Source organism: Lacrimispora brassicae, assembly GCF_054772055.1.
In genome coordinates this window covers 30,875-45,634 of sequence record NZ_BRYH01000013.1, presented here as the reverse complement: position 1 = coordinate 45,634, position 14,760 = coordinate 30,875, and the positions used below count along the sequence as shown (strand labels likewise).

Here is a 14,760-nt window from a genome sequence, read left to right as displayed (position 1 = left end):
GAATAAAAGGGGTTTTTTGGCCCTTCCCGGCCTGACATTCTTGCTTAATCGTATGTATCCTGTATTTTTTTGTTACGGCCTTACCGGCGTTCCATCAGGAAGCCTTGAAAACAGCCAGCAATGATCCATATCCACTGCCGGATACTTTTCCGCCGCTTTTTCATCAAATCCGACTCCGATTCCCGGCTCACGGTTTACATAGGCATACCCTTCCCTGATCACCGGACAGCCTGGGAATACCTCCTGCTCCTCTTTACTGAAACCGGAAAATTCCTGTATGCCGAAATTATGGCTGTTTAAATCCAGATGCATCTGCACTGCCATTCCAATAGGAGATAAGTCATTTGGTCCGTGCCATGCTGTCCGCACCCCATAAGCCTCACAAAAATGCGCCAGCTTTCTGGCAGGAGTCAGTCCTCCGATATCGCTTAAATGAACCCTGATATAATCGATCCACTGGTTCTGTACCATGGTCTTCCATTCATTAGGATTGGTAAACAGCTCCCCCATGGCCAAAGGAAGAATGGTATGGTGCCGCAGGGTCTTGAAAAACTCCACGTGCTCCGGCGCAAGAGAATCCTCCAGAAAAAACAGCTTGTACTGCTCCATTTCCCGGGCAAATTCCAGCGTTTCGGCAAAGCTTAAGCGTTCGTGGACATCATGCATCAGCTCCACCTCCCAGCCCACATCCCTGCGGACCCGGTCAAACAGCTTATAAACACTTTCCATGTACATTCTCGGATGGAAGTATGCTCCCTCCGGGGCATTTTCAGGCTTTACGATCCTCTGGATCTTTCCGTCAAAGTTTCCGCCGTAGGTGCCCATATGGCATCTGATGTAACGGTATCCTTCCTCCATATAGCCGCGGATGCATTCTTCCACCTCTTCGATGGAGCTTCCGTCCGCATGGCGGTAAACCGCGATCCCTTCCCGGCATTTTCCGCCCAGAAGGCTGTACAGGGGCATTCCTGCCCGTTTTGCCTTAATGTCCCACAATGCCTCATCAACACCGGAAATGGCATTGTTTAAAACCGGCCCGTTTCTCCAGTAGGAGCTTCCCATCATGGTCTGCCAGATTCCTTCAATGTCATCCACAGGCTTTCCTTTGAGCATGGGGCGCAGGTACTCTTCAATGGCGGTAACCACCGCCTTATGCCTCCATGTAAATGTGGCACAGCCATAGCCGTACAGCTCCGGCTCCGTTGTTTCTACCTTTACCACAACCAGGTTGATATTTCTTGGGGCTGTTACAAAAACTTTAATGTCATGGATTTTTATATGATCCATTTTAATTACCTCCGTAAGTCATATTCTCTGCAAATCAGCTCTTTACAGCCCCTCCGGTCATTCCTGCAATAAAATACTTCTGGAAACTTACAAACAGGATTACCAAAGGAAGACTGGATATGCTGGATGCTGCCATTAAGTCATTCCACTTAATCTGATATTGAGAATTTAAGGAAATGATCCCAACAGTGAGTGTTTTTAATTCATCCTTGGATACCAGGACAGAAGAAAACATATATTCATTCCAGCCGTTAAACAGCACGAACATAGCTACCGCCGCAATTCCAGGAACGATCAGGGGGAGAATGATATTCCAGAAAATACGGAAGCTGGAAGCCCCATCCACCCGTGCCGCCTCATCAAGCTCCAGGGGAATGGTCTTAAAATAAGAAACGATCATCCACGTGCTGAACGCAATATTTGTGGCTGCATATACGATGACCAGGCCAAGCAGGGAGTTGACAAGATGATACTTAGAAAGCACCGCATAAAACGGCACCACCAGCATGACTCCCGGAAACATCTGAGTAATGAGAAGAAAGCTCATAAGCTGTTTTCTTCCCTTAAACCGGAATCTGGTCACCCCATATCCGGCCAGACAGGCAAAGGCCACGCAGATCACCATGGCGGAAAGGCATACCACCAGACTGTTTAAGGTCATACGTCCAAAATTATAGGTATTAAAGAATTTCCGGAAGGAATCCAGGGAAAACGGGTCCGGGATCCACTTGGGCTGAGGATAATACGTCTGCGGCTCTGTTTTAAACGCAGTGGATATCATCCACAGAACCGGAACCACGATAAAAGAGGCCATGAAAACCAACGCAGCATAGGTTGCAGCCAAACTGTTTCTTTTCTTTTTTGATCTACTCATTTTCCTTTGTCACCACCTTACTCACCAGACTGATCAAATAGCAAATAAAGAACACCAGGATTCCCCAGGCCGAAGCCTTTCCGAATCTCAAATCATTAAATGCCGTACCATAGATGCTTAAGCTGATTAAATTCGTGGCAGTTCCCGGTCCGCCTGCTGTCATGGTGTAAACCAGGGTATACTGCTTGAACCACCAGACGCAGTCCAGAATCAGGACAGTAGTCAGGATGGGCCTTAAGGACGGAACAGTGATGTACCGAAACCCCGCCCATTTGCTGGCACCGTCAATTTCCGCCGCCTCATAATAGTCCCTGGGTATGCTCTGTAAGCCTGCCAGAATCATGGTCATGACCAGGGGGAATCCCTTCCAGATGCAGACAAATATCACTGCCGGGAAAGCCAGCTCCTTGCTTCCCAGCCAGGAAATATTGGTGGATATGAGCCCAAGCCCTTTTAAGGCGCTGTTTAAAATCCCGTACATGGGGTTCATGATCCAGGTAAATAAAAGGGCCACCACAGCTTCAGGGAAAAACCAGGGGAGCATGAATATGACCCGGAAAATAGTTCTTCCTTTAAATTCCCTGTTAAGCAGGGTCGCCAGGATAAATCCCAGAATAAAATGCCCTGCTACTACCAAAATCATAAACACGGTGGTCAGCAGGACCGACTGGTAGAAGGCCGCTTCTTTAAATGCTGCTGCATAATATTTAAAGCCTACAAAATTCCATTTCGTCACCAGATTCGTGTTAAAAAAACTGATATAGAACCCATAAACCATAGGATAAATGATAAGGGCAGCCAACATGACGACAATCGGCAGAGTAAAGTAATAGCCTTGCCTCTGGGACTTCACTTTTATTTGGGCAGTTCCATTTTTGTTCATGAAATTCATCTTACTCCCTTCTCAATTTTTTGAGGGAGGATGATTCCTCCCTCATTTTTATTATTAGTTATAATCCTCTAGCAATTCATCAACATCGCTTACCAGGGTCTTAACTGCCTCTTCGTTTGTTTTTTCATTGGAGAACACAGATGCATATGCATTTCCCAAAGCGCTCTTTAAGCCGCTGACACCTGCAAACTTAACGGTGGGACGGCAGCCGTCTGCGATCTGCTGTAAAAAGCCTGCATAATCATCTCCGGATATATATTCCGCCTTCTGTCCTTCTGCTGTTGCCGGAATCTTACCGCTGCTCTGCCAAAACTGCATGTCCTTGTCATGCTCTACAAAAAACTTCAGATAGTCAATGGCTGCTGCCTTCTCCCCATCGGTTGCATAGGCGCTGACAGCATAGCCTTCGGTCCCAAGCATGGTTCCCGGATAATCTCCAGGCATTTTAAAGGATCCCAGTTTTCCCTTTAATTCAGGGTTATTGGCATAAGCCACGCCAAGAGCATTGGGGCCCGTAAGGAACATGCTGGTATATCCCATTGCAAAATAATTGGCGGCTGTGGGATAATCCACTTCTGTGATTCCTGTAGGAACGATGCCGTCTACATTCATGTTGGTCCATCTTGAAAATGCATCCATGAATTTCTGGTCTTCTGAAATATCAGTGATCCACTTGCCGTTTTCTTCCTTCACGCAATCAATCCCGTTGGACCATAAGTACGCCATGAAACGGCTCTGTCCGGAAGAGTTATTGGAACCAACCATATCAAATCCCCACTCATCCATCTGCCCGTCATTGTTGGTATCCTTTGTAAGGGTCTTTGCAGCAGCTACGAACTCTTCCCATGACTTTGGAGCCTCTAAACCAGCTTCCTTGAACCTGTCCGCACGGTAGATCACTGCCTGGGGCTGAACCGCAACCGGGAAATATGACATCTCATCTTCCAGCATACAGGAATCCACAACCCCATTGGCAAATTTGGCCTTTAAATCTTCCGGCACAAGCCCGCTGATATCCGCTGTCAGCCCCAGGTCACGAAGGGTTGCAATTGCGTCTGCCGATGTGAAGAAAATGGTGGGCACATCCTTTGGTGTGGCAGCCATGGCTGAAAGCTTTGTGTAAATGTCGTTGGTGCTGACAGCCTGTACATCGATGACCACGTTGGGATTTTGGGCCATATACTCTTCCGCATACTGGTAGATGAACTTTCCGTGAGGATCCTCGCCCGCATAGCCGTCAAAAACCGTGAGCAGTACCTTCTCCCCCTCTGCTCCTTTTTCTGCGGCACTTGTCTGTGCCTTTTCAGTCTCTTTTGCTGCTGCCGCTGTTGTTTCTTTCTGACTGCTCCCTCCGCAGCCTGTCATCAGGGACATTGCCATAAGGGCAGAAAAGAATAATGCAAGAACTCTTTTTTTCATAGTAAACTCCTCCATTAGTGATTATTAACCGGTTTCTCTTATCTGCTATCATCATATCTTATTCCTTTTGTTTATTCTGTATAGATTTTAGTCAATAATCACCATTTTTTAATTACACTTTCAAATATTTTCCTGCCTCCCTTTTCTCTCAAAGGCAAAGGGCCTGCATTGCAGGCTTCTGCACAGGAGCGGGGTTTCTTCTGAAATTCACCGTGCATAATTTTCCATGAATTAAAAAAAGACCATAATCTCTTACGGCCTTTGGTTTTCTTCCTTGCTCCTTTTAAACAACTCATTAATGGCTTTCCGGTACTGCAGGGGAGTTGTTTCCATTATCGATTTAAATTGCCTCAAAAATGTGTTCACGCTGTCATATCCGCATTTTGCGGAGACCGCAGTAACGCTCTCATTGGTGTTTTCAAGCAGCTTTGCGGCCTCACATACCCTGACAATGTTGATGTACTTTATCAGGGTTTTTCCAAAATACTTGTTAAATTCCTTACTGATGGTAGCCGGATGGAGATAAAAAAGTTCACTTAAAATCTTTAAATCCAGGTTCTCCTGATAATGTATGTCAATATATTCCTTGATGGCTATCATTCGTAAGTTCATCTCGGACAATTCACTTTCCGTCCGTTCCAATCCAAATGCCCGGAACAGCAATACGGTGATCTTCGTGATGATCGACCGCTCCATCATGGACCGGAACGGCTGATGGATCTCCTGCTCCTCATACAATTCTTTTATAAGGCCTGTCACACGGTTGAATACCTGTTCATCCACATGCTTATAATGTTCCTGAAACGCCTGCTGGGTGGGCGTGGCAAATACCTTTTTCAAGTCTTCCCCAAGATTTAAGCTCTCATAATAGGAGGGGCGGACGGAAAGCCCGTACCGCAGGAAGGGAAGGCCCAAAAGCCTTCTCTGATGATGCTCCTGCCCTCCGATCACCATAATATCTCCCTTTTCCAGAAGATATTTCTTTCCGACTACATAATATTCCGCAGAGCCCTCTTCCACAAACAAAAGCTCACTGGCCGTATGAATATGGTGCATCCCATTCTTTTCGTACTCACAGGATCTTGAGACATTGTAATTGTCTTCACTTAAGGCGCGGAAATGATCCGGTTCCCAGTAATCATTGATCTTGATTTCCATATCCCCTCCTGCTGATGCTTAACCGGGAAAAACGACCTCCAGATACCGTTTTAAGGCATCCTGCCAGGAAGGCAGGCGAAGAAAACCGTTTTCCTCCAGCTTATCCTTGTTCATGCGGCTGTTGGCAGGCCGTTTTGCTTTAGCCGGATACTGATCTGAGCCGACAGGCTCCACCTTTACATCCATGCCCGCCTGTTTAAAGATTTCACAGGCAAACTCATACCAGGTGCACAGGCCTTCGTTGGTGGCATGGTAACTCCCGTATTTTTCAGTTTCTATCATGTCCACCAGAAGGCGGGCAAGATCATAGGTATAGGTGGGAGATCCTGTCTGGTCGGCCACTACCGTTAATTTATCATGAGTCTTTCCCAGGTTCAGCATGGTCTTTATGAAGTTCTTTCCGTTCACTCCAAATACCCAGGCGATCCTGACGATGAAATACTTGGTGAGGTTTTCTTCCACTGCCAGTTCTCCCTCATATTTGGTCTGACCGTAAACATTTAACGGTTCTCTTTCATCATCAGGCTCCCAGGGACGGGTTCCCTGTCCATCGAATACATAATCCGTGCTGATGTACATCATCCGGATATCCAGTTCCCGGCACACCTTTGCAATGTACTCCGTACCCTTTGCGTTCACGTTCCGGCACACTTCCTCATTCTCTTCTGCCGCATCCACAGCCGTATAGGCAGCACAGTGGATGACTGCCTGGGGAGCGGCCGCCTTAATGACCCGGTTCACACTGTCCCTGTCGGTGATGTCCATCTCATCAATGTCCACGCCGACTGCTTCATGTCCCCGCTTTTTCAATTCATTTACTACATCAAATCCAAGCTGGCCCTTTACACCAGTAACAAATACTTTCATAGATGCCTCTTTTCTTAAGGGAATCATGCCGGAGAATTTTATAAACGGTTACCGTACATATTGTCAAAATAATTCTGGTATTCCCCGTTGATAATATGCTTCCACCAATCCTCATTGTTCAGATACCACTGGATGGTCTGACGGATTCCCGTATCAAAGTTATATTTGGGCTTCCATCCAAGTTCAGTTTCCAGCTTCTTCGGGTCAATGGCATAACGTCTGTCATGGCCCGGGCGGTCCGTAACAAATTTGATCAGGCTCTCCGGTTTATCAAGGGCCTTAAGAATGGTCTTAACCACTTCTAAGTTGGTGCGCTCGTTATGTCCGCCTACATTGTAGACCTCGCCTACTTTTCCCTTGTGAATGATCAGGTCAATGGCCTCACAGTGATCGGAAACATGGAGCCAGTCTCTCACATTTTCCCCAGTTCCGTATACCGGAAGCTCTTCATCTGCCAGGGCGCGGCTGATAATAAGAGGAATCAGCTTCTCCGGGAAATGATACGGCCCGTAATTATTGGAGCATCTGGAAATGGTCACCGGAAGCCCAAACGTTCTCTGGTATGCCTGTACGAAAAGATCTGCACTGGCCTTTGAAGAAGAATAGGGGCTTGAGGTATGAAGGGGTGTTTCTTCTGTGAAGAACAAGTCCAGGCGGTCCAAAGGCAGGTCGCCGTATACTTCATCGGTAGAAACCTGATGATAGCGCTTGATGCCGTAAGTACGGCAGGCATCAAGAAGGGTGGTGGTTCCCATAACATTGGTTCTTACAAAGCTTTCAGGATCTGTAATGGAGCGGTCAACATGGCTCTCTGCCGCAAAGTTTACCACAACATCGGGTTTTTCCTTTTCAAAAAGGTCGAAAACAAAGCTTCTGTCCGCAATATCTCCTTTTACAAATCTATAATTAGGCTTATCCTCAACAGGCTTTAATGTCTCTAAGTTTCCTGCATAGGTCAAAAGGTCCAGATTGATGATCTGGTAATCCGGATACTTATTCACCATATGGTGCACGAAATTTCCGCCGATAAAACCGGCTCCTCCGGTAACGATAATTTTCATGATATATTCCTCCTGCTTTTTATTGGCATAATCTTTTTTTAATGGAAACTTCCTTAACCGTGTAATTTGTCAATGTATTTTCCGGCAAGGACATCCATCAGATATTGCCCGTACTGGTTCTTTTTCAAAGGCTCAATGCTCTTCATCAACTGATCCTTTGTGATCCAGTGATTTAAAAAAGCGATTTCTTCCAGACAGGCGACCTTCCTGTGTTGGTGTGTCTCCATAGTACGGACAAAATTGGTGGCATCTACCAGGGACTCATGGGTTCCTGTATCAAGCCAGGTAAAGCCCTGGCCCAAAAGCTCCACATCAAGCTTTCCCTTTTCCAGATAAATGCGGTTTAAATCCGTAATCTCCAGCTCGCCTCTGGGGGATGGTTTTAAATTCTTCGCATATTCCACCACCTTATTATCGTAGAAATAAAGGCCGGTCACACAGTAATTGCTCTTTGGCTTTGCAGGTTTTTCTTCAATGGATACTGCCTTTCCGTCCGAATCAAATTCCACGATACCAAAGCGCTCCGGATCATCCACATAATAACCGAATACAGTGGCTCCATCCTTTTTGTTGGCTGCATTTAACAGGCGTTTGTTAAGGCCGTGACCAGCAAAAATATTATCCCCAAGGATCATAGCCACGCTGTCGTCTCCGATGAATTCCGCTCCAATGATAAATGCCTGGGCAAGACCATCAGGGGAAGGCTGAACCGCATAGGACAGGCTCATCCCAAATTGGCTCCCGTCTCCTAAAAGTGCCTCAAACCTGGGCGTATCGTCAGGCGTGGAGATGATCAGAATATCCCGTATCCCTGCATTCATTAAAACGGACAGTGGATAATAAATCATCGGCTTGTCATAAATAGGCAGTAACTGTTTGGAAGTTACCATGGTCAGCGGGTAAAGTCTGGTGCCGGATCCTCCGGCAAGAATAATTCCCTTCATTTGTTTTTCCTCCGTATCATTTCGTGATACCATCATACAGGGTGACGTAAGGTCACTGTCAAGTCCTTTTCCATTAATTTTTCTTTACTTTCTGCAGATAAATGCTCCGGCCCGTTTCGTAATATGGATAAAACCCTTCTTTTCCATTTTTTTCTTCAGAAATTCCCGGAATTCCTCATAATGGTCGCTTAAATACTCCTGTTGGTTTCCATGGCAGGAAAGTATGTATTCCATTAGCGCGCCCGGGTCACTGACTTCCAGGTAATCCTTATAGTCTCTCTTCTCCACAGAATGAAAATGGCTTTTCAAGATCTCCTCTCCATTCTCAAGCCCAAACACATCATATAGATTCACTTCGGACAAAGCGATTCTGGAATCGAATTCCTTTACCAACTGGCTGATCTCCTTCATATGGTCCAATCCGTAGGTGCTGCAGTAAAAAACGCCCTCAGGCTTTAGAACCTTCTGCACCTGTTCCAGCGCCCCATCCAGATTCGTCAAGTAAAACAGGACATGATTGGCTGCCACAATATGAAAGCTTTCCTCAGGCTTTGGGATCTGGCGGCAGTCAAACACTTCAAAGGCAAAGGAACCGGGAACGCTTTTCAGACTGTCTTCCACATCCCGGATCATTCCTTCTGAAACGTCAGACAGGCAGATCTTTGCATCCGCCGGCAGCCTGTCCTTGTTTGCATGCCAAAGTTCCCCGTTGCCGCATCCCAGCTCCAGAACGCTTTTTCCATCCAAAGGTTCCATAAGGCCGTACAGCCACTGAAACCATCCCGTAGGGTTCTTTGTATACTTTTTGTGAAGCCCGATCCGGATGCTTATGTTGGCCGCATCCTTATACTGCTCCACAAGGGACCGTTCCATATTGGTAATATGGATTAAGTGGAGGATTTTATTCCAGTCCACAGACTGATTTTCCGTCACCAGCTTTGACGTTTCCGTAAGGGTCTGCTCCACCAGCTTTAAGTGCTCAATCCTCTTTCTGATCAGATTTAATTGAAGGCGGAGAGATCCTTCCACGTAATCATTGTCATTGTCATTGATGGTAATGGAACGGATCTCATCTAAGGAAAAGCCCAGATATTTTAAGGAAAGAATTTTCTGAAGCTTTGCGAAATCAGAATCCGTATAAAGCCGGTATCCTCCCTCACTCATTCCTGAAGGTTTTAACAGTCCCTGTTTATCGTAATACCGGACAGTGCGTATGGAAACATTGGCCTTTTTTGCGAACTGGCCTGAAGTATAGTATTGGTTCACCGCCATGTCACCTCCTTTTTCCTGAATTACCATCTTAAACCATCATCTGAAAATTCTCAATATCCAGCATTTTCCCAAACTTTACTCCCACTTCCCTTATGGTCCCGCAGTGGACAAATCCCAGCCGTTCATGGAGCCGGATGCTGGCCTCGTTCCCTCCGGTTATAACAGAAATGACCGTGTGGATGTCGTCCCGTTCCTTTGCAATCTCAAGGATAGCAAAAGCCAGCTCCCCAGCAATTCCTCTGCGGCGGTAATCCTTATCAATGTATACGGACAGTTCCACAGTAGCCCCATAAGCCTCCTTGGGACGGTAAGTGGAAAGGCTTGCATAGCCCACAGCTTTTCCATCTTCCTCTGCCACAATCAAAGGGTGGTTTCCCACGTTATGATCCCGGAACCAGACCAGCCGTTCCTCCATGGTTTTAGGATTTAAATCAAACGTGGCCAGCCCATGCTCCACCTCATAATTATAAATGTCCAAAAGCTCCGGCATATCCTTTTCTACTGCGGTTCTGATCACCATATTCTTTCCTCCCAGGTATGATTGTTCTTATCAAATGATATCATACATCAATCTACTGTCCTCGTCCAATACAAATCGCAAGAAAATAAACCCTTTTTATTCCTGCTTTTTTCAGGGCACGTGTACAGGCCTCTATGGTGCTTCCCGTGGTATAAATGTCATCCACCAGAATGACTCCTTCCACTCCTTTTAATATTTCCCCCGCCGTAAATGCCTCCTCCAGATTCTTAAGCCTTCCTGCCGGATCAAGCCCCTTCTGAGGCATGGTTTTTTTATTTCTGACCAGCATTTGGGAGCAGACAGGGATTCCAAGACGCTCTCCGATCCTGCGGGCCAAAAGCTCTGCCTGGTTAAACCCTCTTTCCCTTCTCCTGGAAGGATGGACCGGAACAGGAACAAGGACGTCTGCATCCATGCGCAGGATCAGTTTTTCATACCTGGCACAGATGGCTTCCCCATAAAAATCCAGGTATTCCCGTTTATTCTTATATTTGATTTTCCCTATGGAGCTTCCGGCGTTTTCGTCATAATTCATAAGGGCTCTGCCGTATTCAAAGGTGCGCCTGTGCCTGACACAGTCAAAGCAATACTCCATATGAGGGCTTATGATCTCTTTACCGCATTTTTTACAGACAGGATCCTTGACAAATGACAGCTTTTTCATGCATGACAGGCAGATCAGCCTGCCCTTTGGCATAACGATCCCGTCACAGACAGGGCACCGTCTGGGAAATAACAGATCAATTAAAAAAGAAGGGTACATATAAGAGAATTCTCCTTAAAGAATGAATAGATGCAAAAGAATTGTAAGATAGGCAAACCCATACAAAGCCTGTCTGCCCAAAGAATTTACGCCAGTGACGAACCGAAGGAACACACTTGCATGTTCACGGGACGGCCACTGCCATAATTAGAGAAACACGCAGCGTGTGTTTCTCTAATTTAAGATAATCTGCTGATTTCGCAGATCCGGTCTTTTAAGCCGGAATATCTGCGCTGTTCCATTTCATTGTTTACCATATCCTTGAAGACCTCCGGCATTCCCACAAGACAAACGCAGGATTTTGCACGGGTCACCGCAGTATAGATTAAATTTCTGGTCATGAGCATCCTGGGACCGGAGAAAACAGGGATGACAACTGCCGGGTATTCGCTTCCCTGGGATTTGTGAATGGTAATGGCATAGGCAAGTTCCAGCTCCTCTAACTGCTTAAAGCTGTACTCCACCATGCGGCCTTCGTCGAATTCCACCGTCACCAGCTCGGCAAAGGAGTTGATGTCCCGGATAATCCCCATATCCCCATTGTAAATGCCCGTACCCTTGTCCACGGGGATCCCGTATCCGTTGCGGACCTCCCACTCAATGTTATAATTATTCTTGATCTGCATGACCTTATCCCCTACCCGGTAAGTGGCTCCGGCCGTTTCCTTTTCAGCCTTTCCTTCCCCAGGTGGATTCAAATATTCCTGCAAAATGGAATTAAGCCGTTCCACACCAATGGCCCCTTTTCTCATGGGCGTCATGATCTGGATGTCATAGGTCTTTGCATGGACATAACCGGGCAGCTTGTCCTGAACCAGAGTGATCATGGCATTAATGATGGCATTGGGATCCTCTCGCTTGATGAACAGAAAGTCATTGCTCTTTTTCCCCAGAGGAACCGGCTCGCCTCCATTGATCTTATGGGCATTGACCACAATGTCGCTTTGGGTTGCCTGCCGGAAAATCTTGGTCAGCATGACTACATTAAAGCTGCCGGAATCAATCATGTCCCGGAGCACGTTTCCAGGGCCAACGCTGGGAAGCTGATTCACGTCCCCCACCAGGATGAGCCTTGTCCCCGGATTAATGGCCTTTAAAAGAGACTGCATCAAATGAATATCCACCATGGAGGTCTCATCAATGATCACCGCATCTGCATCCAAAGGATTTTCTTCATTCCGCTCAAAATGCATTCCAACGGAACGGTCGTCTCCCGGAACTCCGGTCAGTTCCAAAAGCCGGTGAATGGTCCTGGCCTCGTACCCGGTGGCCTCCGTCATCCTCTTTGTGGCTCTGCCTGTGGGAGCCGCCAGAAGGATCTCCATCTCCTGGCTTTCAAAGAACCGTATGATGGTGTTGATGGTGGTGGTCTTCCCTGTACCGGGACCTCCGGTGACGATGAGAAGCCCGCTGTTGACCGCTTCCACCACCGCCTGGACCTGCTTTTCATCCAGTTCGATCTGCCCTTCCTTTTGAATCTTTAAAAGCTGGGCCCGGATCTCCTCCTCCGGCATCTTTCCCCTGATATTTAAGTCATGGAGCATCTTTGCCACATTCAGTTCCATGTAATAATACTGGGAAGCGTAAACAATCCGCTTTCCTTCCGATTCCCGGATGACAAGGCGCTTATCCAACTGCATATCCATTAAATGCTTATCTATAAAGGAGACTTCTATCCTAAGAAGCTCCGAAGCCTGAGACAGAAGCTCTTCCTCGGGCAGATAGGTATGCCCGTTTGCCGTAGCCTGTAAAAGGATGTACAGTACCCCGCATTTAATGCGGAAATCCGAATCCGTGAAAATTCCTGCTTTTCTGGCAATCTCATCCGCCATTTTAAATCCTACGCCGGGAATATCATCAGCCAACTGGTAAGGGTTCTCCTTTAATACGCCATAAAGCCTGGGACCGTACTCCTGGTAGATCTTTACCGCCAGATTCATGGTGATCCCATATTCCTGAAGGAACATCATGGCCTGGCGCATCTCCTTTTTCTCCTCTACCTGCCGGGAAATGGACATTGCCATCTTTTCGCTGACTCCCTTCACTTCGGAAAGCCGTTCCGGCTCTTCCTCCATGATGCGGAAGGTATCGGCTTTAAAGCGGCGGACGATCCTGGAAGCCAAAGCCGCCCCGATCCCCTTAATGGCTCCTGATCCCAGGTACCGTTCCATGGCCGCAATGTCCTCCGGAGCCTTGATCTCATAGCTTTCTACGGTCATCTGCTCCCCATAAACCGGGTGCTCAGTCATGGCCCCTACCGCTTCGATCATTTCTCCCTCGCTTATGTAGTGAAAGCTCCCCACAAGGGTATACTCCTCCCCGGCGTCTACAAGGCTTAAGACGGTGTAGCCGTTGTCTTCGTTCCTGTATTTAATTTTCTCTACAAATCCGCAGACTGTTGCCATAGTTCCTCCCGTAAACGATAAGAAACACGCTTTGCCAGTTTCTTAATCATTATCGCGGCATCCGCCCAATGAAGATGTAAGCATCTTCATTGGGCTCGTTGCACGCATAAATACAATCGGACTGCCGCAAAAACAGCCCCGCCGGAATCTTAAGATGCCGTCAGGGTCGCTCCAAAGCAGTCCTGCCAACCGTTCACAGGACTGATATTCCTATCAGCCCTGTTTCCTGGTTTAAAATTCTCTTTTATTATCTCCGCCATGCATGAATTCAATGAATTTCCCTGTTCCAATGGCTACCGCAGTCAGTGGATCCTCTGCGATCATGGTGGTAATTCCCGTCTTTTCTTCGATCAGGGCATCTAAGCCGCTTAAGAGAGAGCCGCCTCCCGTAAGCACGATCCCCCGGTCAAAGATATCCGCCGCCAGCTCCGGTGGAGTACGCTCCAGCACGTTGTGAACCGCATCTACGATCTGCATGGCCGGTTCTTTTAATGCATCTAACGTCTCATCGGAAGTGACCACAATGGTCTTTGGCAGACCGGTAACCAGGTTACGCCCACGGACTTCCATGGTCAGAACCTCCGGCCTTCTGTAGGCCGCACCGATATTTATCTTAATTTCCTCAGCCGTTCTCTCACCGATCAAAAGGTTATGTTTCTTTCGCATGTAACGGACAAGGGCCTCATCAAAATCGTCTCCTGCCACCTTGATGGAGGTGCTCACCACCGTGCCTCCAAGGGAAATAACTGCAATATCAGAGGTTCCTCCCCCAATATCAACGATCATGTTGCCGCAGGCCTTTGAAATGTCGATCCCTGCTCCAATGGCTGCTGCCACCGGCTCCTCAATGATCGCCACCTCTCTGGCTCCAGCCTGGTAAGTAGCATCCTCTACCGCTTTTTTCTCTACTTCAGTGGCACCGCTGGGAATGCAGACGCTGATCCTTGGCTTTCTCAGAGTCTTTTTTCCAACCGCCTTATTAATAAAATACTTAAGCATTTTTTCCGTCACGGTATAATCAGAAATAACGCCCTGGCGAAGAGGTCTTACTGCCACAATGTTGCCCGGCGTTCTTCCGATCATCAGCCTGGCTTCCTCTCCAATGGCTTTGATTTTATTAGTATCACGGTCAATAGCTACAACGGAAGGTTCCTTTAATACAACTCCCTTTCCCTTAATATAGACCAGTATGCTTGCTGTACCTAAATCGATTCCAATATCATTGGACATCATCATCTTGCTTCCTCCTGTTCGCTGTATCCTGTTCCCAGGGTTTCCTTTATCTTCAAACTTATGTT

Annotated in this window: 13 protein-coding genes; all 13 read right to left on the bottom strand. The window is 47.2% G+C overall.

Annotated elements, in window-relative coordinates:
- Nucleotides 1–72: 72 nt before the first annotated feature.
- Nucleotides 73–1,287 carry an enolase C-terminal domain-like protein gene (locus ACYVD3_RS08425; RefSeq protein ID WP_460642067.1) on the bottom strand — a complete coding sequence of 405 codons (1,215 nt, stop codon included), beginning with the start codon at nucleotides 1,285–1,287 and terminating at the stop codon, nucleotides 73–75.
- A gap of 34 nt (nucleotides 1,288–1,321) precedes the next feature.
- Nucleotides 1,322–2,161, bottom strand: a complete 840-nt coding sequence (locus tag ACYVD3_RS08420; protein WP_460642066.1) for a carbohydrate ABC transporter permease — start codon at nucleotides 2,159–2,161, stop codon at nucleotides 1,322–1,324.
- A complete protein-coding gene (locus tag ACYVD3_RS08415) occupies nucleotides 2,154–3,053 on the bottom strand; it encodes a carbohydrate ABC transporter permease (RefSeq protein WP_460642065.1) in 900 nt (299 codons plus the stop codon). The genes ACYVD3_RS08420 and ACYVD3_RS08415 overlap by 8 nt, the downstream gene beginning before the upstream one ends.
- A 54-nt stretch (nucleotides 3,054–3,107) precedes the next feature.
- Nucleotides 3,108–4,472: an ABC transporter substrate-binding protein gene (locus tag ACYVD3_RS08410; protein ID WP_460642064.1), complete on the bottom strand. Its 1,365-nt coding sequence runs from the start codon at nucleotides 4,470–4,472 to the stop codon at nucleotides 3,108–3,110.
- 252 nt (nucleotides 4,473–4,724) lie between these two features.
- Nucleotides 4,725–5,630: a helix-turn-helix transcriptional regulator gene (locus ACYVD3_RS08405; protein WP_460642063.1), complete on the bottom strand. Its 906-nt coding sequence runs from the start codon at nucleotides 5,628–5,630 to the stop codon at nucleotides 4,725–4,727.
- Between the two features lie 18 nt (nucleotides 5,631–5,648).
- Nucleotides 5,649–6,497, bottom strand: a complete 849-nt coding sequence (gene rfbD, locus ACYVD3_RS08400) for a dTDP-4-dehydrorhamnose reductase (protein WP_460642062.1) — start codon at nucleotides 6,495–6,497, stop codon at nucleotides 5,649–5,651.
- Nucleotides 6,498–6,535: 38 nt separating this feature from the next.
- Entirely contained in the window at nucleotides 6,536–7,558 is a 1,023-nt protein-coding gene (rfbB, locus tag ACYVD3_RS08395) for a dTDP-glucose 4,6-dehydratase (protein WP_460642061.1), read from the bottom strand.
- 53 nt (nucleotides 7,559–7,611) lie between these two features.
- Entirely contained in the window at nucleotides 7,612–8,502 is an 891-nt protein-coding gene (gene rfbA / locus ACYVD3_RS08390; RefSeq protein ID WP_460642060.1) for a glucose-1-phosphate thymidylyltransferase RfbA, read from the bottom strand.
- A gap of 84 nt (nucleotides 8,503–8,586) precedes the next feature.
- The gene (locus tag ACYVD3_RS08385; protein WP_460642059.1) at nucleotides 8,587–9,774 is read right to left on the bottom strand and encodes a MerR family transcriptional regulator; all 1,188 of its coding nucleotides are present in this window, start codon (nucleotides 9,772–9,774) and stop codon (nucleotides 8,587–8,589) included.
- A gap of 28 nt (nucleotides 9,775–9,802) precedes the next feature.
- Nucleotides 9,803–10,294 (bottom strand): GNAT family N-acetyltransferase, encoded by a 492-nt coding sequence (locus ACYVD3_RS08380; RefSeq protein ID WP_460642058.1) that lies wholly within the window; start codon nucleotides 10,292–10,294, stop codon nucleotides 9,803–9,805.
- Between the two features lie 52 nt (nucleotides 10,295–10,346).
- Nucleotides 10,347–11,057, bottom strand: coding sequence for a ComF family protein (locus ACYVD3_RS08375; RefSeq protein ID WP_460642057.1), 711 nt, complete (start codon nucleotides 11,055–11,057; stop codon nucleotides 10,347–10,349).
- Between the two features lie 179 nt (nucleotides 11,058–11,236).
- A complete protein-coding gene (recD2, locus tag ACYVD3_RS08370) occupies nucleotides 11,237–13,462 on the bottom strand; it encodes an SF1B family DNA helicase RecD2 (RefSeq protein WP_460642056.1) in 2,226 nt (741 codons plus the stop codon).
- Nucleotides 13,463–13,693: 231 nt separating this feature from the next.
- Entirely contained in the window at nucleotides 13,694–14,698 is a 1,005-nt protein-coding gene (gene mreB / locus ACYVD3_RS08365; protein WP_460642055.1) for a rod shape-determining protein MreB, read from the bottom strand.
- Between the last annotated feature and the right edge of the window lie 62 nt (nucleotides 14,699–14,760).

What these genes read in the sequence shown, in the direction of transcription:
- rfbB (WP_460642061.1), bottom strand. Translation starts at nt 7,558, where the DNA reads ATGAAAATTATCGTTACCGGAGGAGCCGGTTTTATCGGCGGAAATTTC.
- rfbD (WP_460642062.1), bottom strand. Translation starts at nt 6,497, where the DNA reads ATGAAAGTATTTGTTACTGGTGTAAAGGGCCAGCTTGGATTTGATGTA.
- ACYVD3_RS08415 (WP_460642065.1), bottom strand. Translation starts at nt 3,053, where the DNA reads ATGAATTTCATGAACAAAAATGGAACTGCCCAAATAAAAGTGAAGTCC.
- ACYVD3_RS08405 (WP_460642063.1), bottom strand. Translation starts at nt 5,630, where the DNA reads ATGGAAATCAAGATCAATGATTACTGGGAACCGGATCATTTCCGCGCC.
- ACYVD3_RS08385 (WP_460642059.1), bottom strand. Translation starts at nt 9,774, where the DNA reads ATGGCGGTGAACCAATACTATACTTCAGGCCAGTTCGCAAAAAAGGCC.
- ACYVD3_RS08425 (WP_460642067.1), bottom strand. Translation starts at nt 1,287, where the DNA reads ATGGATCATATAAAAATCCATGACATTAAAGTTTTTGTAACAGCCCCA.
- ACYVD3_RS08375 (WP_460642057.1), bottom strand. Translation starts at nt 11,057, where the DNA reads ATGTACCCTTCTTTTTTAATTGATCTGTTATTTCCCAGACGGTGCCCT.
- mreB (WP_460642055.1), bottom strand. Translation starts at nt 14,698, where the DNA reads ATGATGATGTCCAATGATATTGGAATCGATTTAGGTACAGCAAGCATA.
- ACYVD3_RS08420 (WP_460642066.1), bottom strand. Translation starts at nt 2,161, where the DNA reads ATGAGTAGATCAAAAAAGAAAAGAAACAGTTTGGCTGCAACCTATGCT.
- recD2 (WP_460642056.1), bottom strand. Translation starts at nt 13,462, where the DNA reads ATGGCAACAGTCTGCGGATTTGTAGAGAAAATTAAATACAGGAACGAA.
- ACYVD3_RS08410 (WP_460642064.1), bottom strand. Translation starts at nt 4,472, where the DNA reads ATGAAAAAAAGAGTTCTTGCATTATTCTTTTCTGCCCTTATGGCAATG.
- rfbA (WP_460642060.1), bottom strand. Translation starts at nt 8,502, where the DNA reads ATGAAGGGAATTATTCTTGCCGGAGGATCCGGCACCAGACTTTACCCG.
- ACYVD3_RS08380 (WP_460642058.1), bottom strand. Translation starts at nt 10,294, where the DNA reads ATGGTGATCAGAACCGCAGTAGAAAAGGATATGCCGGAGCTTTTGGAC.